At 73.5% G+C, this 23,632-nt stretch carries 21 protein-coding genes; 6 read left to right on the top strand and 15 right to left on the bottom strand.

The features are described 5' to 3' along the window. The first annotated feature begins 65 nt into the window (after nt 1-65). Nucleotides 66-1,046: an NAD-dependent epimerase/dehydratase family protein gene (locus ACZ4MF_RS18220; RefSeq protein WP_467492983.1), complete on the top strand. Its 981-nt coding sequence runs from the start codon at nt 66-68 to the stop codon at nt 1,044-1,046. Between the two features lie 28 nt (nt 1,047-1,074). Further along, nucleotides 1,075-2,274 carry a glycosyltransferase family 4 protein gene (locus ACZ4MF_RS18215; protein ID WP_467492982.1) on the top strand — a complete coding sequence of 400 codons (1,200 nt, stop codon included), beginning with the start codon at nt 1,075-1,077 and terminating at the stop codon, nt 2,272-2,274. A gap of 43 nt (nt 2,275-2,317) precedes the next feature. Here ACZ4MF_RS18215 and ACZ4MF_RS18210 read toward each other — a convergent pair whose 3' ends face one another. From ACZ4MF_RS18210 to ACZ4MF_RS18200, 3 genes are read right to left on the bottom strand one after another with little or no spacing between them, the layout of a single operon-like run. Further along, nucleotides 2,318-3,445, bottom strand: a complete 1,128-nt coding sequence (locus tag ACZ4MF_RS18210; protein ID WP_467492981.1) for a glycosyltransferase — start codon at nt 3,443-3,445, stop codon at nt 2,318-2,320. Further along, a complete protein-coding gene (locus ACZ4MF_RS18205) occupies nt 3,442-4,026 on the bottom strand; it encodes an LbetaH domain-containing protein (protein ID WP_467492980.1) in 585 nt (194 codons plus the stop codon). Before ACZ4MF_RS18205 ends, ACZ4MF_RS18210 begins: the two co-directional genes overlap by 4 nt. 50 nt (nt 4,027-4,076) lie before the next feature. After that, on the bottom strand, nt 4,077-5,441 hold the full coding sequence (locus ACZ4MF_RS18200) for a sugar transferase (protein ID WP_467493091.1): 1,365 nt from the start codon (nt 5,439-5,441) through the stop codon (nt 4,077-4,079). A gap of 278 nt (nt 5,442-5,719) precedes the next feature. Between ACZ4MF_RS18200 and ACZ4MF_RS18195 the strand changes: the two genes are divergently transcribed. Continuing rightward, entirely contained in the window at nt 5,720-6,592 is an 873-nt protein-coding gene (locus ACZ4MF_RS18195; RefSeq protein ID WP_467492979.1) for a beta-1,6-N-acetylglucosaminyltransferase, read from the top strand. Between the two features lie 36 nt (nt 6,593-6,628). Here ACZ4MF_RS18195 and ACZ4MF_RS18190 read toward each other — a convergent pair whose 3' ends face one another. From ACZ4MF_RS18190 to ACZ4MF_RS18180, 3 genes are all read right to left on the bottom strand, one after another. Then, entirely contained in the window at nt 6,629-7,138 is a 510-nt protein-coding gene (locus ACZ4MF_RS18190; protein ID WP_467492977.1) for a hypothetical protein, read from the bottom strand. 463 nt (nt 7,139-7,601) lie between these two features. Continuing rightward, nucleotides 7,602-8,855, bottom strand: coding sequence for an FAD-dependent oxidoreductase (locus ACZ4MF_RS18185; RefSeq protein WP_467492976.1), 1,254 nt, complete (start codon nt 8,853-8,855; stop codon nt 7,602-7,604). After that, nucleotides 8,855-10,192 carry a carboxylate--amine ligase gene (locus tag ACZ4MF_RS18180; protein WP_467492975.1) on the bottom strand — a complete coding sequence of 446 codons (1,338 nt, stop codon included), beginning with the start codon at nt 10,190-10,192 and terminating at the stop codon, nt 8,855-8,857. Before ACZ4MF_RS18180 ends, ACZ4MF_RS18185 begins: the two co-directional genes overlap by 1 nt. A gap of 154 nt (nt 10,193-10,346) precedes the next feature. On the opposite strand from ACZ4MF_RS18180, the gene ACZ4MF_RS18175 reads away from it, so the two are divergent. Continuing rightward, entirely contained in the window at nt 10,347-11,627 is a 1,281-nt protein-coding gene (locus ACZ4MF_RS18175) for a glycoside hydrolase family 26 protein (protein WP_467492974.1), read from the top strand. Here ACZ4MF_RS18175 and ACZ4MF_RS18170 read toward each other — a convergent pair. The 9 genes from ACZ4MF_RS18170 to ACZ4MF_RS18130 form a co-directional block, all read right to left on the bottom strand. After that, nucleotides 11,624-12,664: a GNAT family N-acetyltransferase gene (locus tag ACZ4MF_RS18170; RefSeq protein WP_467493090.1), complete on the bottom strand. Its 1,041-nt coding sequence runs from the start codon at nt 12,662-12,664 to the stop codon at nt 11,624-11,626. The genes ACZ4MF_RS18175 and ACZ4MF_RS18170 overlap by 4 nt on opposite strands. 128 nt (nt 12,665-12,792) lie before the next feature. Further along, on the bottom strand, nt 12,793-13,428 hold the full coding sequence (locus ACZ4MF_RS18165) for a YveK family protein (RefSeq protein WP_467492973.1): 636 nt from the start codon (nt 13,426-13,428) through the stop codon (nt 12,793-12,795). Continuing rightward, entirely contained in the window at nt 13,425-14,630 is a 1,206-nt protein-coding gene (locus ACZ4MF_RS18160) for a glycosyltransferase (RefSeq protein ID WP_467492972.1), read from the bottom strand. Before ACZ4MF_RS18160 ends, ACZ4MF_RS18165 begins: the two co-directional genes overlap by 4 nt. After that, nucleotides 14,627-15,370: a polysaccharide deacetylase family protein gene (locus ACZ4MF_RS18155; protein ID WP_467493089.1), complete on the bottom strand. Its 744-nt coding sequence runs from the start codon at nt 15,368-15,370 to the stop codon at nt 14,627-14,629. The genes ACZ4MF_RS18160 and ACZ4MF_RS18155 overlap by 4 nt, the downstream gene beginning before the upstream one ends. A gap of 78 nt (nt 15,371-15,448) precedes the next feature. Further along, nucleotides 15,449-17,470 carry a murein biosynthesis integral membrane protein MurJ gene (murJ, locus tag ACZ4MF_RS18150; protein WP_467492971.1) on the bottom strand — a complete coding sequence of 674 codons (2,022 nt, stop codon included), beginning with the start codon at nt 17,468-17,470 and terminating at the stop codon, nt 15,449-15,451. A 379-nt stretch (nt 17,471-17,849) separates the two neighbouring features. Continuing rightward, nucleotides 17,850-19,223: an O-antigen ligase family protein gene (locus ACZ4MF_RS18145; protein WP_467492970.1), complete on the bottom strand. Its 1,374-nt coding sequence runs from the start codon at nt 19,221-19,223 to the stop codon at nt 17,850-17,852. Nucleotides 19,224-19,226: 3 nt separating this feature from the next. Beyond that, on the bottom strand, nt 19,227-20,651 hold the full coding sequence (locus tag ACZ4MF_RS18140) for a sugar transferase (protein WP_467492969.1): 1,425 nt from the start codon (nt 20,649-20,651) through the stop codon (nt 19,227-19,229). Beyond that, the gene (locus ACZ4MF_RS18135) at nt 20,648-21,814 is read right to left on the bottom strand and encodes a glycosyltransferase (protein ID WP_467492968.1); all 1,167 of its coding nucleotides are present in this window, start codon (nt 21,812-21,814) and stop codon (nt 20,648-20,650) included. Before ACZ4MF_RS18135 ends, ACZ4MF_RS18140 begins: the two co-directional genes overlap by 4 nt. 54 nt (nt 21,815-21,868) lie before the next feature. Next, complete coding sequence (locus ACZ4MF_RS18130; protein ID WP_467492967.1) at nt 21,869-22,192, bottom strand: hypothetical protein; 324 nt, start codon at nt 22,190-22,192, stop codon at nt 21,869-21,871. 229 nt (nt 22,193-22,421) lie between these two features. On the opposite strand from ACZ4MF_RS18130, the gene ACZ4MF_RS18125 reads away from it, so the two are divergent. Then, the gene (locus tag ACZ4MF_RS18125; protein WP_467493088.1) at nt 22,422-22,661 is read left to right on the top strand and encodes a chaplin; all 240 of its coding nucleotides are present in this window, start codon (nt 22,422-22,424) and stop codon (nt 22,659-22,661) included. Between the two features lie 195 nt (nt 22,662-22,856). Next, the gene (locus ACZ4MF_RS18120; protein ID WP_467492966.1) at nt 22,857-23,543 is read left to right on the top strand and encodes a hypothetical protein; all 687 of its coding nucleotides are present in this window, start codon (nt 22,857-22,859) and stop codon (nt 23,541-23,543) included. Nucleotides 23,544-23,632: the final 89 nt, after the last annotated feature.

Raw genomic sequence — 23,632 nt, 5'->3', positions numbered from 1 at the left:
GAGCAAATCGGACAAACCTCAATACTCTGGGCACCTCGCATCCCCCTTCAGCTGAGGAGCTGTCCATGAACAAGCAGGTCGACGCCGTCGTTGCCGGTGGCGGGGGGTTCATCGGCGGGCACCTCGTGGGCGCCCTGCTGGCCCAGGGTCTGACGGTCCGCTCCATCGACGTCAAGCCCCGGCGCGAGTGGCACCAGGTCCACGAGGACGCCGAGAACCTGACCGCGGACCTCTCGCTCCCGGACAGCGCACGCGACGGCGTCCGGGGCGCGCGGTTCGTGTACATGCTCGCCGCGGACATGGGCGGCATGGGCTTCATCGAGAACAACAAGGCCGCGTGCATGATGTCGGTGCTCACCAGCACCCACATGCTGCAGGCCGCGCATGAGGCCGGCGTGGAACGGTACTTCTACTCCTCCTCCGCCTGCGTCTACGCCGCCGGCAAGCAGACCGACCCGAAGGCCACCGCCCTCAAGGAGGAGGACGCCTATCCGGCGCAGCCGGAGGACGGCTACGGCTGGGAGAAGCTCTTCTCCGAGCGCATGTGCCGTCACTACACGGAGGACTACGGGTTCACCACCCGCGTCGCCCGCTACCACAACGTCTACGGCCCGCACGGTACGTGGTCCGGCGGCCGGGAGAAGGCCCCGGCCGCGGTGTGCCGCAAGGTGGCCGAGGCCGTGCTCTCCGGGAACCACCGCATCGAGATCTGGGGCGACGGCCTGCAGACGCGTTCCTTCATGTACATCGACGACTGCCTCAAGGGCACGCAGATGATCACGGAGGGGAACAGCGGCGTACCGGTCAACCTCGGCTCCTCCGAGCTCGTGACGATCAATCAGCTGGTCGACCTGGTCGAGCGGATCGCGGGCATCCGCTGCGAACGCAGCTACAAGTACGACGCTCCCCAGGGCGTACGCGGCCGCAACTCCGACAACACCCTGATCCGCGAGATCTACGGCTGGGAGCCCTCGATCCCGCTGGCGGACGGCCTGGAGAAGACCTACGCCTGGGTCTACGACCAGGTGAAGCGTTCCCAGGGCTGAGGCCCCGGTGCGAGGACACCACGAGCCGATGCGGATCTTCGTTCACGACTACAGCGGTCACCCCTTCCAGGCGCAGCTCAGCCGGGAGTTGGCCCGCCGCGGTCACGCAGTGGTCCACTCGACCTGCACGGCCTACCGCAGCGGCAAGGGTGATCTTGAGGCAGATGTCCGCGGCCTGCGCTTCGTCACCATCGGAGACCGCACGGTGCTGAAGAAGCAGGCCTATGTGCGCCGGCTCTTCCAGGAGAGCCTGCTGGGCGTCGAGCTCGCCCGGCAGGTGCGGCGTGCGAAGCCCGATGTGGCGCTGCTGTCCAACCTGCCGATTCCCACGCTCGTCGTGACCGTGGCAGCGCTGAAGCGGCTCCGCATCCCCTGGGTGCTGTGGCACCAGGACGTCACCGCCGTCGCGCTCAAGAGCTTCGCCGCCGCGGAGGTCGCCGACGCGATGGGCATCGCCGCAAAGGTCTTCGGCGCCGGCGAGAAGTGGGCGGCACATCAGGCCTCGGCCATCGTGGTGATCGCCGACTCCTTCGTCGAGGTGCACCGGCAGTGGGGAACCGCCGACAAGGTCACCGTCATCCCCAACTGGGCACCGCTGGACGAGATCGTCCCCGTGGCCCGGGCCAACGCCTGGTCGGACGAGCAGCACCTGAGCGGCGTGAAAACCCTCCTGTACGCCGGCACGCTGGGCCTGAAGCACAATCCCGTGCTGTTGGTGCGGCTGGTGGAGCGTCTGCGGCAGCGGGGCGAGCGCGTGCGTCTCGTGGTCGTCAACGAGGGCCCGGCCGTGCCCGTCCTCGAACGGGCCGCCGCCGTCCACGGGATCGAGGTCACCCTGCTGCCCTTCCAGCCCTACCGGCGGCTGCCCGAGGTGCTGGGCAGCGGTGACGTACTGGTCGTTCTCCTCGAAGGCGACGCCGGGAGGTTCTCGGTCCCGTCGAAGACCCTGTCGTACCTGTGCGCCGGGCGCCCGGTGCTCGGCCTGATGCCGGCCGAGAACCTGGCCGCCCAGCTGCTTCATCAGGCCGGCTCGGCGGTCTTCCCGCCGGCCCAGTCGTCGCTGGAGGACGCCGCCGGCTGGGTCCAGGAGGTCCTGTCCGACCCGGAATACGCCGCGTCGCTGGGCAAGCGGAGCCGCGTCCTGGCCGAGCGGGAGTTCGCCCTGGAAGGCTCCGCCTTCCGTTTCGAGGGCATCCTCAAGGCGGTGACCGGCGCCTCGGTGCCCTGAGCACCCCGCCGGGCGCCCCGCCCAGCGCCCGGCGGGGGGACCTTCACCTCTGTCGTGCGCGATCCCGGTAGAGGCTCTCCAGCCGGTCCACCACCGCGCGGATGGAGAAGACCTCCCTGATCGCCCGGCGCCCGGCGTCGGCCAGCCGGCGGCGCAGAGCCTCGTCGCCGAGCAGCCGGCTCACCGCCTCGGCCAGGGACTCCGGGCTCTCGTCGGTGATCAGCGCCGCCTGCCTGCTTGCCAGTTCCTCCGCGATGCCGCAGCTGTCCGTGCACACCACGGGTGTTCCTTCGGCCAGCGCTTCCAGAACGGTCATGCCGAACGGCTCGTTCACGCTGGGCAGGACGTAGACGGTGGCCCGGCGATAGGCCTCCAGCGCCGCGGAGTGTTCCAGCGCGCCGCCGTAGTGGACCACGTCGGTCAGCCCGCGGTCGGCGATGAGCTGGTTCACCTGCCGCAGCGATCCCTCGTCCGTTCCGTGGAGGGTGAAGCGCGCCTCCGGGATCTCCTTGTGGACCAGGGCGGCCATCTCCACGAACGCCTCGGGTCGTTTGCGCGGGTGAAGCCGGGCGAGGAAGAGCACGTGGTGGCCGCCGCGCGGCCGCTCGTCCGTCACCGGACGGGGCGGGGGCATACCGTTGCCCAGCATCACCAGAGGCGGAGCCTCGGGGCTCAGTACCGCGGCAAGGGCCCGCCGCTCCTCCTCGGTGAGCACGAGGCAGCAACGTGCTCGCCGGAGCAGGGGGACGTAGACACGGTCGAAGACGCGTGCGGCGATGCCGGTACGGGGCTCCACCATGCCGTGCGTCTGGACGACGAAGTCGGTGCCCCGCATCCGGGCGACGACGAGTGCGGCCAAGGACACGAGGTCCCTTCCCACATGCAGGTGAACGGCGTCGGCGCGTCCCATGGCCTGCCAGAGGTCCCGCAGCAGCAAGGGGTGCATGAGGCCGAGGTATCCCTGGCCCGGGACGACGGTCCGCGCCGGGCGGGAGGTGAACGGGACGGTGCCGATGTGTCGGGGAGCCGGCGTCCGGCCCTGCCACAACGCCACCAGCTCCACGTCGTGACCCCGTGCGGCCATCTCCCGGAGTTGGGTGACCGCCACGCTCGGCGGGCCTCCGAAGGCCGCGCCTTCGCTGACGAGCGTGACGACCTGGACCACTCTCATGGCCTGATTCCTCTCATGGATTCGGACGGTGACGTCCCCCTTGGAGCACCGCCGGGCGTGAGGACCAGGCCCGGGGCGAGGTCCTGGTGTGCCACGGCGCCGGCGCCCACCACGGCGCCCCGGCCGATGGTGACGCCGCGCAGCACGACCGCCCGGGCCGCGACCCAACTGCCCGGCTGCAAACGGATGGGGCCGTTGTCGAACTCGAACGTGGCGGACCGGCGCAGATGGCTGCCCGTGCACAGCAGCGCGCCCTGCGAGACGCAGCAGTCGTGGCCGATCGTGACAGGTTCGAGGTTGAGGATCCAGGCGCACTCGCCGATCCACACGTCGTCGCCGACGTCCAGCTTCCACGGCCAGTGCACCCGCACTCCGTGCCGGATCAGCACCCGCCTTCCGATGCGGGCGCCGAAGGCGCGCAGCAGCACCGGACGCCAGCGGGCCGGGAACCACCACTTGACGAAGACGAGGTGGAGGACCGCGAACCAGGCGGCCTGGACGAGCAGGGGACGCCCCTTGTCGTATCCGGCACCGGTGAAGCCGCGCAGCGACCACGTGGCCTGGACTGTGCGCTGTGCCATGACGCTGTGCCTTTCCCGGAGGGCCACGACGGCCGGAGCGAGCGGTGCGATCAGTAGGCGCCCTGGCCGTTCAGTACCGCGCGCACGGTGCGGGCCATCACGGTGACGTCTCCCGCCAGGGACCAGTTGTCGATGTAGCGCAGATCGAGCGCGACCGTCTCGTTCCAGGAGAGGTTCGCTCGTCCGCTCACCTGCCACAGCCCCGTCAGACCCGGTTTGACGGTGAGCCGGCGCCTCTCCACCAGGTTGTACTTGTCGACCTCTTCGGGCAGCGGGGGGCGCGGTCCGACCAGTGACATGTGACCGAGCAGGACGTTGAACAGCTGGGGCAGCTCGTCGAGCGAGTAGCGGCGCAGGAAGCGTCCGACGGGCGTGACCCGTGGGTCACGGCGCATCTTGAACATGTGCCCGTCGTTCTCGTTCGCCTCTTCCAGCTGGCTCTTGAGCCGGTCGGCACCCACCACCATCGTGCGGAACTTCCACATGGAGAAGTGCCTGCTGTGCCGGCCCACGCGGGTCTGCCGGTAGAGGGCGGGGCCGGGTGAGCCGAGCCGCACCGACAGCCCCACGAGGAGAAGCAGGGGGGAGAGGAGGGCGATCAGCAGCAGCGCACCCACACGGTCCACGACGCCCTTGAACAGCGCCGGAATGTCGTGGCGCGAGGGCGGTGCGACGACGTGCAGCATCGTCAGCCCGGCGGCGGAGGTGGCCCGGAGCCGGCGTCGGGCGACATCGATGATGCCGGGCAGCACGATGAGCGGGCAGCCCCGGTCGTGCAGCGCCCAGGACAGCCGGCGCAGCCGCTCGCCGGACATGGGGCGGCTCACCGCCACGAAGGTCAGATCGGCGGCCAGTTCGTCCACGGCGCCCAGTACGGCCTCCGCGTCCGTCTCCGGGGTCCGAGGCGCATCACCGGCCAGCCGTACGCATACGGCGACGCCCGAGGAGACCGGGTCCTCGCCCACCGCGCAGGCGCCGACGACGACGTATCCGTGGTCGGTGCGCTGGGCGAGCTGCGCGACCACGGCGTCGACCAGAGGGCCCTCGCCGACGACGAGGACGCGGCGCAGAGTGCGGGCGTCCCGCCAGGCGGCCCGCAGATGACGGCGGATCACCTCCTGACAGGCCGAGGTGAGGACCAGCGCGGGCAGGAGCGCGGTGAAGGCCTCGATGGGGACGCTGTTCAGCCCGCACAGCACACGGAGCGTGGCCAGGGCGCCGACCAGCACCAGCCAGTCCCTCAGGACGTCCCGCAGACCGACCCCGTCGGTCCAGCCCCCGGACGCGTAGCGTTTGCCCACCAGCCCGATCAGCGGCCACAACACGGCGGCGGCGGCCGCCAGTCGCAGCGGGTGCGGCTCCCGGACATGGATGATCGCCGCCGAAACCGGCAGCGCCGCGCCGGCCAGATCCACGCAGACGGAGAGCGGGCGGTACCAGCGAGCCCGCGCGCCCTCGCGGTGAACAGTTTTGCAGGGCGGGGAGAAGGACGCCTGCCCGGACATCGCGTTGGTGGACCGGCCCATGGCTCTCCTTAGCGGCCTCAGTCGCGCATCGGCCACTACTTATATCAGTCAAACTTCATAAACCTATGTCTTTCCGTACATTGATCTGCATTGTCGAATGCGTATAGTGCGGGCACGGTGGGGAACGGAGCGCTGGCGATCGCAGCGAAACCCGGGAGGAGAGAAGGATGCCGGTATTTGCCGTGCTCGCCCACACCGAGCCCGGGCTGTTCGCCCGGCTGGTCGAGAGGCTGGCGCCGTACCCTGTGGTCGTCCATGTGGACGCCCGGTCGCGAGGTGACGACTTCGCGGGAGTGCCTCGCACCACGTACGTCCGCGAGCGCGTCGTTGTCCGATGGGGAGGTTTCTCGGTCGTCCGCGCGATGCTGGCTCTGTACCGCACGGCACTGGAGTTCGCGCAGCCGTCCGATCACATCGTTCTGCTGTCCGGGCAGTGCTATCCCGCCCGCCCGGTGGCCGAATTCGCCGACTATCTCGCTACGGTCCCGTTCCGGCAGCACTGCCGGACGGCACCGCTGCTCGACGGCGCGGCGGCCGAGGGCCGGGTCCTCAAGCGGTGGTGTTTCGACGCTCTTCCCATCGGACCGGGCCCGGGCTACCTCGCCCGCGCCATGCTGCGCAGGGGGATCTCGGAGCTGACCCCTCGACGCAGGCCTTCGGTGTTCGGTGACGTCGAGCCGGTGTCGGGGAGCCAGTGGACGGCGCTGACCGCCGACTGTGTCGCGGACCTCCTGGGCAAGGCCGAGGACCCCCGCTGGGAGAACCTGTTCCGCACGACGCTCGCACCGGACGAGATGTTCTTCCACACGCTTCTGTGGAACAGCGGCTGGCGGGCCGAGGCGGAGGATCCGGTACTCCGGCCGAGGGCCGGCCGCATCACCTCCGACCTGAGCAACTTCCACTACGTGGACCGCATGCTCAGGGGCACCAGGACACTCGCCGATCTCCCGGCGATCGAGGCCTCCCGGATGTACTTCGTCCGCAAGGTCGCCTCGGCGCAGTCGGCGGAACTGCTCGACGCCCTCGACAGACGAACGTGACCGGTGCCGGACGCGAGGCGTCCGGCACCAGGCCGACTACTTCTGGGACGCGGCCCGGCGACCTCCCCGGTACAGGGCGGTTCCGGCGACCAGCAGAGCCCCGCTGGCGGCCAGGGCCGCGAAGGTCTCCTCCGCGCCGGTACGGGCCATCTCGGGAGGCTGGTGCGCCGGCGGCGGGGTCTGGTGGTCAGGCTGACGCACCGGCTCGGCGCGGGGGCGGTCCGGTGCCTTGGGCGGCTCCGGTGCGGGCTCTTCGTCGCCGTAGCTCTCGTGGGACGGCTGGTAACTCGGTTCGTCGTCCCCGTAGTTTTCGTGGGAGGGCTGGTAGCTCGGTTCGTCGTCTCCGTAGTTACCGTGAGTGGGCTGGTAGCTCGGTTCGTCGTCGCCGTGGTTTCCCTGGGTGGGCTGGTGACTCGATTCGTCGTCGCCGTGGTTTCCGGAGGAGAACCGATGACTCAGCTTCGTCGTGTCGGAGGAAGTGCGGCCGGGGGAATCTTCGGTGGTGTGAGCCGGGGCCGAGAAATCCTCTGCCGTCCTGCGCACCATCTGCGTCGCGCCTTCCGCGCGCTCGATGGCCCGCAGGGCGCCTGCCCCACCCGGGAATTCCCACTGATCCGTGTTTCCGGACGTCGAAGCGAATGAGTCGGCCCCTGTCATCCGCGGACCGGAGTCCGCGAATGCCCATGAGCCGCACAGAGTCAGGGCGCTTGTCGCGGTGGCCGCCACGATCAATCCCTTGCTCAGGGTCTGTCGCACTCTCTTGACTTTCCTCTCGGAAGGATTCGGAAGCCGGCCCCTGGAGCCAGAGAAGGGGATGCTCCGCAGCGGGCCGTGGGGTGTTGTTCCGCGCGGTCGTCGCAGGGGTGTATGTCGCTCGGATATGGCGCCCGTTCACACGTGCCACGACGCGCAGACTGTGAACGAAATAAGGAGCCCGAGGAAACCCGTATGCGTGAAGCGCCGGGGAATTCACCCGATTGCCCGTCCGGCGCGGCCGGCCGCCGGCCCGTCACGGCAGTGGCGCCTCCAGCGGCAGCGCGGCCGCCGCCCGCGACGGCACCCGCGGCGGAGCGCCTCGCAGCCGGCGCCGTACCCCGCGCACCAGCGTGCCCGCCGTGAAGGTCGCGCCGTGCACGAAGCGCATCGCCGGGCCGAAGCCCGCCGCCGTGATCAGACCGGCCAGGAACAGCCCGGGGTACGACGACTCGAACTCCGGCCCCACCTCCGGCGCCCCGTCCGCGCCCGTCGCCAGCAGCGCCCGCAGCTCGGGGGAGAGCAGCCGCAGCCGGTCCCGGGTGGCCCGGAAACCGGTCGCCGCGATCACATGCCCGGTGTGCAGGGACCGCGCCCCGGTGCCGGGTCCCGCGAGCTCCAGGCGCAGCCCGTCCGGCACCTCGCGGGCCGTCACGATCTCCCGGCCGAGCAGCACCTCCACCCGGCGCTCCACCCGCTCGCGCACCCACCAGGCGCCCGCCGGGCCGAGCGCGTCCCCCGCGATCCGGGTCCGGGTCCGCTCCGGCAGCCGCCGGTACAGGCCGGGCCGCTCGGCGTAGAACCAGTTCCGCCAGCCGGGGCCCAGGCCGCTGTGCGGGGCGCGGGCCGAGCGCCACCAGGGGCGCTCCCAGGGCGGGGGCACGTCGTTCCAGCACAGCCGGTCCGCGCGGGCCAGCACCCGTACCCGGGTGCCCTGTTCGGCGAGGAGCGCGGCGGTCTCCAGGGCCGCCTGGCCGCCGCCGACGACGGTGACGTCCCGGCCGCGGAAGCGGTCGAGGTCGGCGTGGTGGCTGCTGTGCGAGACCAGCGCCGGGGACAGATGGCGCAGCGGCTGCGGGATCTCGGTGAACGGCAGCACGCCCACGGCCAGCGCGACCGTCCGGGCGGTGAACGTCTCGCCGTCCTCGGTGACGGCCTCGAAACCGCCCGCGCACGGCGCCAGCCGGGTCACCGTCCGCTCGTCGACGGGCGGTACGGCGTTGCGCGCGAACCACAGTCCGTACTCGGCGAACACGTCCAGCGGGAGGGGCTCGGCGTGCCGGGCGGCCAGGCCCCGGAAGGCACAGAAGACGTCGAGCCGCCAACGTCCCTCCGGATCGGAGAGGTTGGAGGCCCAGGGCTCCGACTTGAGGAACATGCCGCGGGGCATGTGGTCGCGCCAGGACGCCATGGGCCGGCCGAGCACGCGGACGCTCAGCCCGGCCGCCGCGGCGTGCGACGCGATGGACAGCCCGTACGGGCCGGCGCCCACCACCAGCAGGTCGTACATCAGCAACTGCTCGCTTTCTCGTCCTCACGGAAGTCGTCGGTGATGTCGGTGATGTCGGGGACATCGGTGATCTCGGTGCTTCCGGGGCCGCACGCCGTGGGCACCAGGCACGGTGCGGTGTCCGGTACGGCCGCCGGTGCGGGGGAGCTGCGAGGGCGCAGCCGGCCGGTGACCGGGCCCGCGAGGCGGCAGGCGGCGCGTCGGCTCCACAGCGTCCACATCGCCCGGCCCGGCGCCGGGTCGTCCGCCGCGTGCCAGGCCAGCTCCCGGCCCGCCGGCGCGGGCCGCAGCGCGGTCAGCGGGGCGTAGTTCTCCACCACGAACCGCCGCCCGGCGAGCGGCCTCCCCGCCGGCAGCGGACGCTGGGTCAGATCCAGGTGCAGGGCGCGTACGACGTCCAGGCCGGCGCTGTCGGTGAACAGCCGGAATTGGGCGCCGGGGCGCGGGTTGAAGTCCAGCAGGTGGTAGCGGCCGGTGCTGCCGCAGCGGCGGAAGTCCAGGTCGAAGATGCCCCGGTAGCCCAGGTCGCGGGTGAGCCGCTCGGCCAGCGCCGTGATCTGCGGGTTGGGCGTCCACTGGCCGACCGCGGTCAGACCCGCGCCGCGCGGCCAGGCCAGGTGCTTGCGGCCGGGGCCGCCCGCCCGGACGGCGCCGGTGCGGTCGGCGTACCCGTGGCAGAACCAGTCGCGGTCCGGGCCCGGCGGCAGGAACGTCTGGAGCAGCAGCGTGCTGCCCGCCTCGGCGCTGCGCAGGAACAGCTCCCGGGCCTCGCGCGCCGAGCGCACCAGCACGGTCGAGCGCAGCCCGCTGCCGGCCGGCACCAGCCAGGGCCGGCTCCACTTGGCCACCAGCGGCAGCCCCAGCCGCCACGCGGCCGCCGCCGCGTCCTCGGCGCTGTCCGGGACCAGGGTCACCGGGTGCGGGACGCCGGCGGCGGCGCACAGCCCGGCCAGCTCCGCCTTGTCGGCGACGCGTTCGGGCAGCGCGCCGGGCTGCTGCGGCAGCAGATAGGCGGGCGCCAGCTCCTCGCGCAGCCGGCCGGCCGCGATGGCGCTCGCGTCGTCCAGCGGGATCAGCACCGCCGGCCGCGCCACGCGGGCCGCGACCCGGAGCAGGGTGGCGGCGATGTCTCCGGGGGAGGCGCCGGGCCGCGGCGGGGGATGCAGCCGGTGCACGAATCGCGACGCCCGTACGGGACTTCCCGCGGAATCGGCGACGACGTGCACCTCCACTCCCGCCCTGCCGAGCGAGCGCACGGCGCCCAGGGTGCCGTGATGAAAGGGGTTCCGGTCGATCCGCAGCAAGACCGCGGGGACCTGGACGTCCAGGAGCGACACGTGTGTTGTTCCTTCTCCTCGATTCGCCCGTGCGGGGGTTCGGGCCACCTGAAAGCCGTAACCGCACTGGCGGAATTCGTATCGATATGACTGTGTGTCAGTAACAGGAAACGCGGCGGGACGGAAAAGCAACCGAGTGGGGCGAGGAGCGGGCATGGGCGCACAGCAGAGCGGTGCCAGGACCCGGCGGTCCGCGGTGATCGCGGTGGCGGCCGTCGCGTCGGTCGCCCTGGCGGTCGGCCCCGGTTTCGCCGTGGAGCCGGTCCCACCGCCCCCGGACACGCCGGTCCCGGTGACACCGAGCCCGGTGACACCGAGCCCGGTGACACCGAGCCCGGTGACGCCGACCACGCCGGCTCCCACGCCCACCAAAGCCGCCGTACCGCCGTTCGGGGCGTTCCTCGACTCGGGGCCGGTCGGGGTCGCGCGGATGGCCGGGCTGAGCCGTTGGCTGGGCAGCACCGAGCTGAAGGTCGCCCACACCTATCTCCCCGGCGACCGCTGGCGGGACATCGAGGGGGCGCCCGGATTCCTGGACGTGTGGGCGCGCTGGCGGCGGGACAAGGCCGACCGCACGCTCGTCCTCAACGTGCCCATGCAGGAGCGCAACGAGGACCACGTCTCCGACGCCGGGGTGCGGTGGCTGCTGCGGCAGGGCGCGGCCGGGGCGTTCGACCAGCACTTCAAGACCCTGGCCGAGCGGCTGGTGGAGCTGAAGGTACCGGACACGGTGATCGTGCTCGGCTGGGAGATGAACGGCACCACGTACACCCATCGCTGCGGACCGGCCCCGGAGAGCTGGAAGGCCTACTGGAACAGGATCGTCACCACCATGCGTGCCGTACCGGGGCAGAAATTCCGGTTCGATTTCACGCCGAGCCGTGGCCGGGACGGGGTGCCCTGGACCGAGTGCTATCCGGGGGACAGCACGGTCGACATCATCGGTATGGATTCCTACGACCAGCCGGCCGGGGAGTCCTTCGACGAGCAGGTGAAAGAGCCCTACGGCCTCCAACAGCACGTGGATTTCGCGAAGTCCCACGGCAAACCGATTTCCTACCCGGAGTGGGGACTCTTTCGCAATGGTGACAACGCCGAATACATGAAACGCATGCTCGCCTGGATCGACGAGCACAAGCCGCTCTACAACACGCTCACCGACTACTGCCCGCACGGCGTCTGGCAGTGCTCGGCCAACCCCAGGTCGTCGCAGATCTACCGCCGCGCCCTGTACGACCTCCCCGTCCAGCCGAGCACCACACCGGCGCCGACTCCCACACCGACCACGACTCCCACATCGCCCCTGGCCGTGAAGCCGGAGGCGGCCACCGAGGCCCTGGGCGACTGTTCGCCGGTGGATCTCGGCAACTGGATCGAGTACTGGCTCGGCGGCAGGCTCTGCATCCGCTTCGACTGGTGGTCGCGGAGTGGTTAGCACCGACGGTGTTCCCTCCACCAGCGCAGCACCTCCTTGCCCCGCTGCCGGGCCGCCGTCTCGCACAGGGCGGCCGTCAGCAGCGGGGCGGTGGGGCGGCGGGCCAGCAGGAGACGGCGGTTGGTGACCGGTTCGGGACGCCAGTGGCGCTTGTACGGCTCGTCGCCGCGCAGCAGGCTCAGCGCGCCGCGTCCGGTCACCTGGTCCGTACAGGCGTCCAGCAGCATCACGGCCACGTCCGCCTTGCGCGCGCGCAGGTCCGGATGGGCGCCGTAGAGGTAGCCGCCGGCGAGGCCGCGGGAGAGCAGGGTCAGGTCGACGGCCAGCACCTCGCCCGCGATCCGGAACTCGGTGACCACCGCGCTGCCCGATCGGACCATCGGGCCCACCGCGCGCACCAGATGAGTGCGGAAGCGGGGCTGGAGGTGCTCGCTCGTCACCTTGCGTCCCTGCCACTGGAGCCGGTGCAGCTCCAGCAGCCGGTCGAGGGCCCCGGCCACCTCCTCCGGGCCGACCGCCCGCCGCTCCACGCCCAGCGAGTCCAGCTTGCGCAGCTTCGCCCGCACCCGCTGCTGGGCCTTGTTCGACGGCAGCCGGGCCACCAGGCCGTCCATGGACACGGCGGGCAGCTCCAGGCACAGGGAGTCGGGCACCGCGCGGCGCGGGCCGGACCAGCAGCCGTGGATCCGCTCCACCGCCGCGCCCGGGCGTACCTCGCGGAAGTCGACCAGTGCCGTACGGGCCGCGCGCGCGAGGGCCGTGGTGAGCGCGCGCGCCGCGGGTCCGTCGTCGGCGTCGTCCAGGAGGATGTCCGCGTAGTCGGAGATCGGCCCGCCGAGCGGTACCAGCACGGGCAGCGGCCGGCGGACCAGCATCAGCGGCGCGGCGGCCAGCAACTGGCCGCCGGAGCGCACCAGCAGCAGCCGCAGCCGGCCGGGGCGGCCGTACGACAGCCACCACGAGTGCAGCCAGGCGTGGCTCTGGAAGGGGGTCGCGGCGGCGCACCGCCCGTACAGCCGCTCCCAGGCCGGCGCCAGCGCGGCGAAGCCGGCCTCGTCGGTGACGAGTTCGGTGACGAGTTCGGGAACGCGCCGGGGAGCGAACCCGGGGACGAACCCGGTGCCGGGTTCGCCGGCGTGGGCGGTGCGTCCCGGCTCCGTGGCCGTCACCGGGCGCCGTGCGCGTCGGCGGCGACGGCCGGGCCGGGCACCGGGGTCGGACGCGCGGTCTCCTCCTCCGGCCGGCGCCGCGGCCGGATCAGCAGCGCGAGGGTGCCGAGCAGCCCTCCCGCGCTCGCCCCGACCAGCCCGGTCACCTTGGCGGAGGCCGAGGCCGGCGAGGTCGGCTTGAGCGCGCGGGAGAACTGGAGGAGGCCGACGTGCGTGTCGTCCTTGGCGTCGTCGGCGTGTTTGGTGAGCGCGCGGGCCACCGCGTTGGCCATGTCGGCGGCTTCGGCCGGGTGGGCGGAGGTGGCGGAGATCGAGACCATCGGGGCGTCCGGCGAGGTCGCGGCGCGCACGCTGTCGCGCAGCGTCCTCACCGGCACCCCGGCCCACACCTGGGCGTCGGCGAGCACCGCGAGCTGGGTGGCGACCCGGCCGTAGGCCTGGGCGAAGCCGAGGGCGGAGGCGGTGTCGGACTTGTCGGTGGGGACGGCGATGACAAAGCTCGTCGCCGTGTACGCCGGGGGCTTCAGCTCGCCGTACGCGCCGCCGAGCAGCCCGCCCGCGAGGACCCCGGCCGCCACCAGGGACCAGGACGGGAGCGCGCGGAGGCGGGCGGGGCGGTGGTTGTCGGTCATGAGGGCTCTGCTCCCTGCTGGACGGGGAAGTGGACGGGGATGTGCGGCATCTGGAGGGGGATGTGCGGGGCGGCGAGCGCCGCGGCGTACACGTCCATGAGCCGTGCGGCGCTGCGGGTGATGCAGTAGTGGCGGGCCGCCTCGGGGGCGGTGCGCGGGCCGGGGCCGGCGGCCTGGACCTCGGCGCGGACCTCGGCGAGGGCGCGGGCGTAGGCGCCGGCGTCGCAGGGGACGCGCAGCGCGCCCGGGGCGGCCTCCGGCGCCAGGTCCTGAAGGGCCGGGCAGGAGGTGTAGCGCACCGGCAGCCCGGCCGCGAGCGCCTCCACGACCGCGAGCCCGAACGCCTCCTCGGCCGACGGCGCGGCGAGCACGTCCATCGCCGAGGCCAGCGCGGGCAGATCCGGGCCGGACGTGTCGCCGCCCGAGTCGCCCGTGTACGCCCGCTCGCCGGCGAACAGCACCCGGTCGGCGCCGCCCGCCACCCGCGCCGCCCGCCGCAGCGCGCCCTCCTCCGGGCCACCGCCGACCAGCAACAGCCTGCAGTCGTCGGGCAGCCGGGTGAGCGCCTGGATCAGGACGTCGAAGCGTTTGCCGGGGGCGAGGCGGCCGACGGCGCCGATGACGAACGCCTCGGCGGGCAGTCCGAGCCGGTCGCGGGTGCGCAGCCGGGCCACCGGATCGTAGGCGAACCGCGCCAGGTCGATGCCGTTGGGCACGACCGCTACGCGCGGTGCGGGCACGCCCCAGCACATGAGCCGGTCGGCGACCGTGGGGGAGACGGCGACCGTGGCCCGGCCGAGCCGCTCGCCCAGCAGATACAGCCCGCGCACCCCCGCGGTGAGTGGCCTGCCCTCCATCTGGGAGTCGCCGAGGGAGTGTTCGGTGGCGACGACCGCGCGGACCCCGGCCAGCCGGGCGGCGATCCGGCCGTACAGACAGGCTCGGTAGAGGTGGGTGTGCACGAGGTCGTAGCGGCCCCGCCGGATGATCCGGGCCAGCCTCGGCAGCGCGGCCAGGTCGAGGTTGCCGGTCATGCCGAGGTGGGTCACGCGCACGCCGTCGGCCGCCAGCCCGGCGGCCACCGGACCGGGGTTGGTCAGCGTCACCACGTCGCAGTGGACCGGCAAGTGCCGCAGCAGCAGCCGCAGTTGCTGTTCGGCCCCGCCGATACCGAGGCCCGTGATGATGTGCAGCGCCCTCATCGCAGCCCCGCGACGGGACGGCGGCGCAGCCGGTGCAGCCGGTACTTCAGGAGCAGGCGTGCGGCGCTGTCGTTCTGCCCGACGTGCACGCGCGGCAGGGCGTGCGGGCCGTTCAGCGCGCCGGGGTCGATGGCGCAGGCGTAGCCGTATCCGGCCGCGCGCACGGCCTCCATGGCGCGCCGGTCGACCGTGCCGTACGGATAGCAGAAGCCGGTGACCGCGGTGCCGGTCAACTGCTCCAGCCGGGAGCGGCTCTCGGCGGTCTCGTGCCGCAGCTGTGCGTCGTCGGCACGGGTCAGATCCACGTGGGTGAGGCCGTGCGAGCCGATCTCCACGCCCGCGGCCGCGGCGCGCCGGATGCCGGCGGCGCTCAGCAGCGGCTTGCGCGGGCCCAGCGGATCCCAGTCGTTGACGCCGCCGAGCCGGCCGGGCAGTACGAACAGGGTGGCCGTACAGTCCCAACGGGACAGCACCGGAAGGGCGTTGACCAGGAAGTCGGCGTATCCGTCGTCGAAGGTGAGGGCCACCAGGTACCGCCCCTCGCCGCGCGCGCGGGCGGCGAGCAACTCGGTCACGGACACGCCCCGCAGCCCCTGCCGGCGCAGCCAGCGCAGCTGCCGCTCCAGCCGGGCCGGGCTGACCGTGATGCGGTACGGGTCGTCGGAGCAGTCGCCGACCGAGTGGTACATGGCGATCCAGGGGACCGGGCCGGGTCTGGAACGGTCGACCGGCGGGGCCATCTCAACGCAGGAGGACATGGGCGAGCCTTCGGGTCTGGGTGGGTACGGAACGGAGGGCGGCGGCGCGGTCCTGTCGTCTCATTCCCGGCGTACGTCCGGAGGGGGGCTCGGCGGCGTCCCGGAGTCTCCCCGGTCGAGCCAGGCCGAGAGCGGGGACGCGTGCGAGCCGAGGCGCCGGAGCGCACGCGTGACGTAGCCGCTCGGGCGGTTCGGCGACGCGGCCGGGGGTGCCGCCTGCGGGGGAGTGCGTGCCAGGCGTCGCCGAGCGGCCTGGAACGAGACGACAGCGCTCAGTGCCCGGTCGCCCAGGGCCCGGCCGAGCAGGACGAACACGACGGTCACGGTGGTGACGCCGGCGGCGAGCCCGGCGAGCGGCGACCCCGGCAGCCGGGCGACGAAGGCCCCGGCCAGGGCGGCGACCCCGGCCGCCCGCAGCGGCCGGCTCAGCTCGCACAGCACGCCCGGGGTCCGGACGGGCACGCTGCGGGCGCGCATCCCGGCGAGCAGCAGGGCGGCGGTGACGGTGATGCCGGTGGCGTTGGCGGCGGCGATCCCGGTGACGCCCCAGGTGCCGACCGTCCAGGCGGCGATCCAGGACGTCACGACGATCCCGGCGCCCATCGCGGCGAGCGGGTACCAGGTGGCGCGGCCCGCCGAGAAGTAGGAGCGGACCAGGACGCCGGTGAGCGTCTGGCCGAGCAGCCCGAGCGCGTAGACCCGCATCACCTCGGCGGTCGCCGCGGTGTCATGGGCGGTGAACGCGCCGCGTTGGAAGAGGAGTTGGATCAGCTGCGGCGCACAGGCCGTCACCGCCGCGGCGCCGAGCAGCACCAGTGTCGCGGCCAACGCGAGATCCCGCTCCACCCGGGCTCGCGCCCGCTCCATGTCACCCTCGGCCAGCGCCCGCGCGACCACCGGGAAGGTGACCGTGCACAGCATCAGCGACAGCGACATCGGGATCTGCGCCACCTTCTGCGCGTAGTTGAGGTGCGAGATCGCCCCGGCGGGCAGGCTGGAGGCGAAGTACCGCTCGATCAGCACCTGCGACTGCCGGCACAGCGCGAAGAGCAGGACGGTCGCCATCAGGGGCGCCGCGAGCGCACCAGGCCCGTCCGCCGCCTTCGGCGCCGCGTCCTCCGTCCTGTTCCTCCTGCGCAACTCGCGTACGAAGAACGGCAGTTGCAACAGCACCATCAGCAGACCGCCCGCCGCGACCCCGACCGCGGCCGAGCGCACGCCCCAGCGGCCGCCGAGCGCGTACATCGAGGTGACGATGCCGAGGTTGTAGGCGATGTAGATCGCGGCCGGGGCGAGGAAGCGGCGGTGGGCGCGCAGGGCCGCGCTGGCGTATCCGGCGAGGCCGAAGCTGAGCACGCAGGTCGCGGTGAGACGGGTGCAGTCCACGGCGAGTTCCGGATCGGGCAGGCCCGGCGCCAGCACCGCCACGAACTGGGGGGCGGCCAGCGCGAGCAGTCCGCCGACCGCCGCGAACGCCAGTGCCAGCCGCGGCAGCGTCCCGGCGACCAGCGAGCGCACCGGATCCCCCGGCACGCCCTGCGCCCGCCGGGCCAGCGCCCTGCTGAACGCCGGGATCAGCGCGAACGCCAGCCCGTCCTCGATGAGCAGCGTGGCCGCGAACTCCGGCACGGTCCAGGCCACCAGGAACGCGTCGGTGTCCCGCCCGGCCCCGAACAACCGCGCCAGCGCCTGATCCCGCACCAGCCCGAGCAACGCCGCCGCGACGGACAGGGACGCGGTGACCAACGCGGCCCGCGCGAGAAACCGCCGAGTGGGCGGAACGTGCCCCCCGCAGGTCTGCTGCGCAGGCTCGGCGGCCGGGGAACCGCCGGATGGCGGTGTGTCGGGTACGGCTGACGGGACGGTGTCGGTGGGGGTGGTGTCGGTGGAGCCGGGGTTGGCGGACGCGGTGGATCCGGCGTCGGCCGACGTGGAGTCGGCGGGTGCCGGGGGGCGGGCATCGGCGGTCCCGGAGCCGGCGGATGCCGCGGATCGGGCATCGGCGGAGCCGGAAGCGTCGGACGGGCCGGGAGCGGCAGGTGCCGCCGGTTCCGGCCCGGCAGCGTTGCCCGACCGGGCCACCGGCAGCGCGAGTGTGCCGGTGGCTGGATCCGGTACCGGCCCTGGTCCGACCTCAGGCACCGGCCCCGCACCGGTCCCCGGCACCGGCCCCGCACCGGTCCCCGGCACCGGCCCCGCACCGGTCCCCTGTCCCGGTCCCGTGTCCGTTACCGGCGCTGGTCCCGCGTCAGTTCCCGGTGCCGGCGCCGGTCCCGGGCCGGTCTCCGGGCCTGGTGCGTCCTCGATCCTCGGGGCCGTCATCCGATCCGCCCCCGCCCCTGGCACCGAACCCGCCCCTCGTGCCGAGCCCGAACCAGCACCCGGTGCCGTACCCGTACCCGGACCCGAACTCCCCCCCGTACCCGGCATCGCGGCCCGCAGGGCATTCGTGTGGTCGGTGTCATCGCAGGGCCGCCTTCCCCGTCGTCGTTCCCCGCCTCGTGGGTGTGCCGGTCCCGCCCGGTACGTCGGCGGTGCCGTCCGCGGCGTCCGTTCCGGCCAGCGCCCACCAGGCGACCAGGCCGAAGCACACCGCCGTCAGGACGGTCGAGGGGCCGCCGATGTCGGCGTAGGCGAAGTCGACCAGCTGCCAGACGAGCAGGCCGCACGCGGTCAGGGCGCAGTCCAGGCCGTGGCCGCCGGGTGCCCGGCTGCGCGAGAGGCCGCGCAGCGCGCACACCAGCAGGGCCAGCCAGCCGCCTACGAGGCAGAGCAGGCCGATCAGGCCCTGTTCGGCGAGGACCAGCAGGTACATGTTGTGCGGGGACAGCAGCGGCTGACGCCGGAACGCCGCGCCCGCGCCCTCCGTGTCGCTGCCGGAGGACAGCGCGAGGGAGGCGTGTCCGTCGCGGTACTCGGGGAAGCCCTTCAGACCGACGCCGGTCAGCGGGTGCGCGCGCCACATGTCGACGGCCGCCGCCCACATCGTGTACCGGTCGGTGACCGACTGGTCCGGCGCGTCGGCCACCTGGGTGATGCTGTCGAACCGCTCCTGGAGCATCGTCGTACCCATCCCGAACCCGCCCACCAGGACCACGCACGCGGCCGCGGCCACCGCCCCCGCCCGCAGCGCCCTGCGCAGCCCGGCCAGCACCAGCTGCGCGGTGAGTGTGACGGCCGTGGCGATCCAGGCGCCCCGGCTGAACGACAGCGCGAGGGGGAGCAGCAGGGCCAGGGCGCACGCCGTGGCCGCGGCCCGGACGCGCACCGGGCCACGGCCCAGCGCCAGGCCCGTCGCGCAGACCAGCCCGTAGCACACCACCGTCGCCATGCCCATCACGTCCGACGACCCGAACGTGCCGACCGCGCGGATGTCCTGGCCCTGGTAGGAGGCGCCGGTGCCGGTGACGTACTGGTGCACGCCGATCGCGCCCTGGAACAGCGCGAGGGCCACGAACGACCAGGACAGCAGCCGCAGGTCCCGGCGGTCCCGCACGAGCAGCACCACGGCCGCCGGGACCAGCACGAAGATCTGGAGGTAGCGGCCGAGCCCGGCGATGCCGGTGCCCGGCGTGACCGCGTGCAGCGCGGCGAGCGAGACGCCGAACACGGGCAGGCCGAGCAGGACGGCGGCCAGGCGGGACAGCGGGCGGGCCCGGTCGCGCAGCAGTCGTACGGCGCAGTAGGCGACCACCAGCGCGGACAGCGCGTCGGCGGGGCCCGCGCCGCCCTCGGCGCCGGGGTCGGCCGGCAGCGCGAGCAGCGCGACCACGGCCGTCACGGGCAGCACCGGAGCGCTGCGCCAGGGGCGGGCGAGCGGCGAAGCGAGGGCCATCGGTCAGCTCCCCGTCGAGCGCACGAGCGCGGCCGCGGTGCGCAGCAGGACGCAGACGTCCCGCCACAGCGACCAGTTGTCGATGTAGGCGTTGTCGAAGCGGGCCCGGTCCTCGATGGAGGTGTCGCCGCGCAGCCCGTGGATCTGGGCGAGCCCGGTGATGCCGGTGCGCATCCGGTGACGGGCCGCGTAGCCCGGGTAGGTCTGGCTGAACTGCGTGACGAAGTACGGCCGTTCGGGGCGCGGTCCGACGAGGCTCATGTCGCCCCGCAGCACGTTCCACAGCTGGAGCAGCTCGTCCAGCGAGGTCTGGCGCAGGAACCGGCAGAAGGGGCTCATCCGGTGCTCACCGGCCACGCTCCACCGGGTGGCCGCCTCGTGCTCGTCGGCCGGGCGGTGGGTGCGGAACTTCAGCAGCGTGAAGGGGCGGCCGTCCATGCCGATGCGTTCCTGCCGGAAGACCACGCCGGGCCCGTCGGTGACCCGGAGCACGACCGCGCACGCCAGCAGCACCGGGCCGGCCAGCACCAGCATCGTCCCGGCGACCACCACGTCCAGCAGCCGCTTGCCGGCACTGCCGCGCCGCCGCGAGCCGAGCTCCAGGCGCCGCAGCCCGAACCCGGCGAGCTGGTCGCGCATCTCGTACGACGGCGAGTCCGCGTCCAGCTCCCACACCGTGCACCCCGACTCGGCGAGCGCCCGCAGCAGCGGCCCCTGCCCGGTGCGTACGGCGGGGTCGACGGTGAGCACGGTCCGCACCCCGTTCTGGATCAGTGCCCGCTCCACCTCCTCGCCGCTGGTCAGCACCGGCAGCCCGCCGTGGCCGCCGTCGGGCCGGTCGGTGACGACGCCCACCGGCCGCACCCCGCAGCGCGGGTGCCGCAGCAGCGCGGCGGCCACCCGCTGCGCGGTCGTGGCGGGCCCGATCACCAGGGCGGTGCGCGGGCGGCGCAGCAGCGCCACGCGGCGGCGCCAGTGCACCGCGCCCCGGCCCGCGCAGGCCGCCGCCGCGTGCAGCGCCCAGCAGAGCAGCAGCGTGCGGGCGCTCAGCGCGAGCTCGGGGGTGTAGGTGGCGAGCAGCGCGGCGAGGCCCAGCCAGGCCACCGCGATCCGCCCGCACACCGCGGGCAGTTCGTCGAGGACGCCGGGCACGAGCCGAGCCGCGTGCGGGCGCAGCAGCAGCGCGCCCGAGACCAGCGCGGTGACCAGCAGCGGCCGGCGCGCGGCCGCGTCCAGCGCGGCCGTGCCGGCCAGCGCCGCGAGCAGGTCGGCGGCGAGCAGCGGGAGCGGCGAGGCGGGCCGGGCGGGCGGGCGCCGCGGCGGGAACCGGAAGCCGCCGGCGGCGCGGGCCGGCAGGACGGAGACGGCCGGGAGCCCGGGATCCCAGGGGTGCGCCCCGGAGGAGGGGACGGTTCTTTCCGCGGTCACGGGTGGATGGACTCCCTGCACTCGGAGGGCACGCGCGGACGTGATTCCGTGCGCGCGTCGAGGAGTTCGCGGTAGACGTCCGAGATCCGCTCGGCGGTGTGCCGCACGTCGTGCGTGGACAGGATGTGCCGGCGTCCCCACTCGCCCAGCGCGGCGCGCAGCGGCGGGTCGGACAGCAGCGCGGCGATCGCCCCGGCCAGTGCCGCGGGGTCCTCCGGCGGGACCAGACAGCGTGCGGCGAGGGCGGGCGGCAGGCTCTCGCGGGCGCCGTCGACGTCGGTGACCACGACCGGCCGGCCACAGCCCAGCGCCTCCAGCGGCGCCAGCGCCATGCCCTCCCAGCGGGAGGGGAGCACGACCAGGTCGGCGGCGCGGTACCAGGGCACCACGTCGCCGACGGCACCGGCGAAATGGACGGACGGATGCGCCCGGTGCCTCAACGTCTCCCGGTCCGGACCGTCTCCGACGAGCACGAGCCTCGCCCGCGGCACCGCGTCGAGCACCCGCGCCCAGGCCCGGAGCAGGACGTCCTGGCCCTTCTGCTGGCAGAGCCGGCCGACGCAGACCACGACGGGCGCCGCGGGGTCGGACGCCGGGAGGGGCGCGGTGCGGGGCCCCGGGGCGAAGCGCTCGGTGTCGATGCCGTTCGGGACGACCGTGTACGCGGCGTGCACACCGGCGCGCAGCCCGGTCTCGCGCTCCGCCTTGCTGACGCACACCACCCGGTCGGCCCAGCGCGCCCCCCACCGCTCCCAGTGCAGCGCGAGTGCCGCGGTGGTGCCGCCGACCGCCTCGAACGACCAGGCGTGCGGCTGGAACACGGTCGGGATCCGGCCGCGTACGGCCAGCCGGCCCGCGAGGCCCGCCTTCGCGCTGTGCGCGTGCACCAGTTCGGGCCGCACCCGGTCGATCAGCCGTACGAGGCGTCGTACCTCACCCGGCAGCCCCGGGCCCGGGGCGCGGCCGGCCTGCCAACGGCGGACGTCGGCGCCCACCTCCCGTAGTCCGTCGGCCAGTTCGCCGTCCGGACAGGCCGTCGTGACGTGCAGGCCCGCCGCGAGCTGGACGCGCGCCAGGTCAAGGACGACCCGGGCGACCCCGCCGTCGACGGGTTGTGCGAGGTGCAGGACCCGGGGCCGGGGGGCGGGTGCTGACTGGTGCATGGGTGGGATTCCTCGTTCGCAGGGGGCGCTCGGGACGGTGGTCGGGAACGCGCCTCACGCCTGCGCGTCCGCGGCGGCGAGGAGCACACCGGCCCATGCCGCGTCCGGCTGGGGGGTGAGGTGTGAGCTCGGCGGGTCACCGCCGCCCGGCAGGGCCGGTCCGGGATCGCACACGTCGCTGCCGTGGCCGAACGCGTTGGGGTAGGTGCAGGTCCGCCGGGCGGGTGCGGTGCCCGGTTCGCTGGTCGTGGCGTTCGTCGCGTCGTCCGCCGGCGTGACGGAGCCGCCGCGTGCGACCCGCGTACGCCGGGGCCCGGCGGGGGGCGTGAGCCGGGCGCCCGTCGTCGTGCACAGCGGCGGACCCAGGAACTTGCGCATGAGCGGCGGTGCCCTTTCGCATGTGCTGGAGAGATCCGCAACTCTAGTCGCTATATGTATTAATCCGGGGAAATCTGAAGAAAATGGACAAGTGTGTCGGAAGTGTGAAAGGAAGTACCTTTGCTTACATCACACCATTGGCGGCACAACTCCCGGCGTCCAGGTCGCGTTGACACAAGGCCGGGTGTCCGCCCGGATGTTCGTCTCGATTCCCAAGGAGTACCTCTCCATGTCGCGTATCGCGAAGGGTCTGGTCCTGACCTGCGCCGCTGTCGCGGCTGTCGCCGGCGCCGCCGGCGCGGCCTCTGCCGACGCCGGCGCGATCGGCATCGCCAAGAACTCGCCGGGCGTGCTGGCGGGCAATCTTCTCCAGGCCCCGATCCACGTGCCGATCAACCTCTGCGGCAACACCGTCAACGTCATCGGTGCGTTGAACCCGGCGGCCGGCAACATCTGCGTCAACGACTGACGCCGGGGCGCACCCCTTCGGACGGCCGTCCGCCCCGCGCGTCCGCCGCGGCACGGACGGCCGGTTTTCGCCTTCCGCCGGACGGATCACAGGTGATCACGAATGGCGTCCGCGCGGTTGCAGAGCGCGATCGGCGCACGGACGGTGAGCTCAGGCCCCCTTGTGGGCTCCCTCATGTCCGCCGAAAGGAACCCCATGCGTGCTCTGCCCACGCTGCGCGTAGCGTCCACTGTCCTCTGTGCCGCCGTCCTGGTCGGTGTCGTCGGCCCCGCCGCCGTCGCCGCCGACACGGGCCGCACCCACAGCACCGCCGGCTCCCCCGCGCCGAGCGCGGAGCAACTGCTCGTCCAGGTCAGAGTCCTGGACGGCACAGGAACCGTCCTCCAGCCGGTCATCGACCTCGTCAAGGAGTCGCTGACGAAGGGCAAGCTGGACGCCGACGAGGCCAAGAAGCTCGGTGAGGCGGCCCAGCAGGCCATCTCCGCCGCGCAGGCCGACCCGGCCCTGCTGCCTCCGGTCAAACCGACGGCACCCGCGACGCCCCTCGCACCCGGCGCGCCCGCGAAGCCGGCGGCTCCCGTGACCCCCGCGGCCCCCGCGGCCCCCGCGGCGCCTGTGGCTCCCGCGGCCCCGGCCCATCCGGCCGCCGCGAAGCTCACCGACGCCAAGCCGTCCTCGACCCGCGACCTCAGAGACGATGAGCTGAACGGCCTTCAGGGCGGAGTCGCCAAGCTCCTGAAGGCGGTCACCTCCGGCCTGTCCACGGTGGTGTCGCTTGCCTCCGGCGTCGTGTCCGGCCTGGTGAACCTGCTGACCGGCACGCTCGGCGGCGTCCTGGGCACCGTGGGGGGTTTGGCGCAGTCCCAGCCCTCGGCCCACTGAGTCCAGGGCACGGACACACCCCGGCCGCCGTACCTCCGGGTGCGGCGGCCGAGCGCTTTTCCCACGCGTCGTCCCCCGGGGATCCCGGG

Source organism: Streptomyces sp. NPDC025793 (assembly GCF_055558375.1).
The sequence above is the reverse complement of the archived record's forward strand: the minus strand, read 5'-3'. Positions and strand labels throughout refer to the sequence as shown.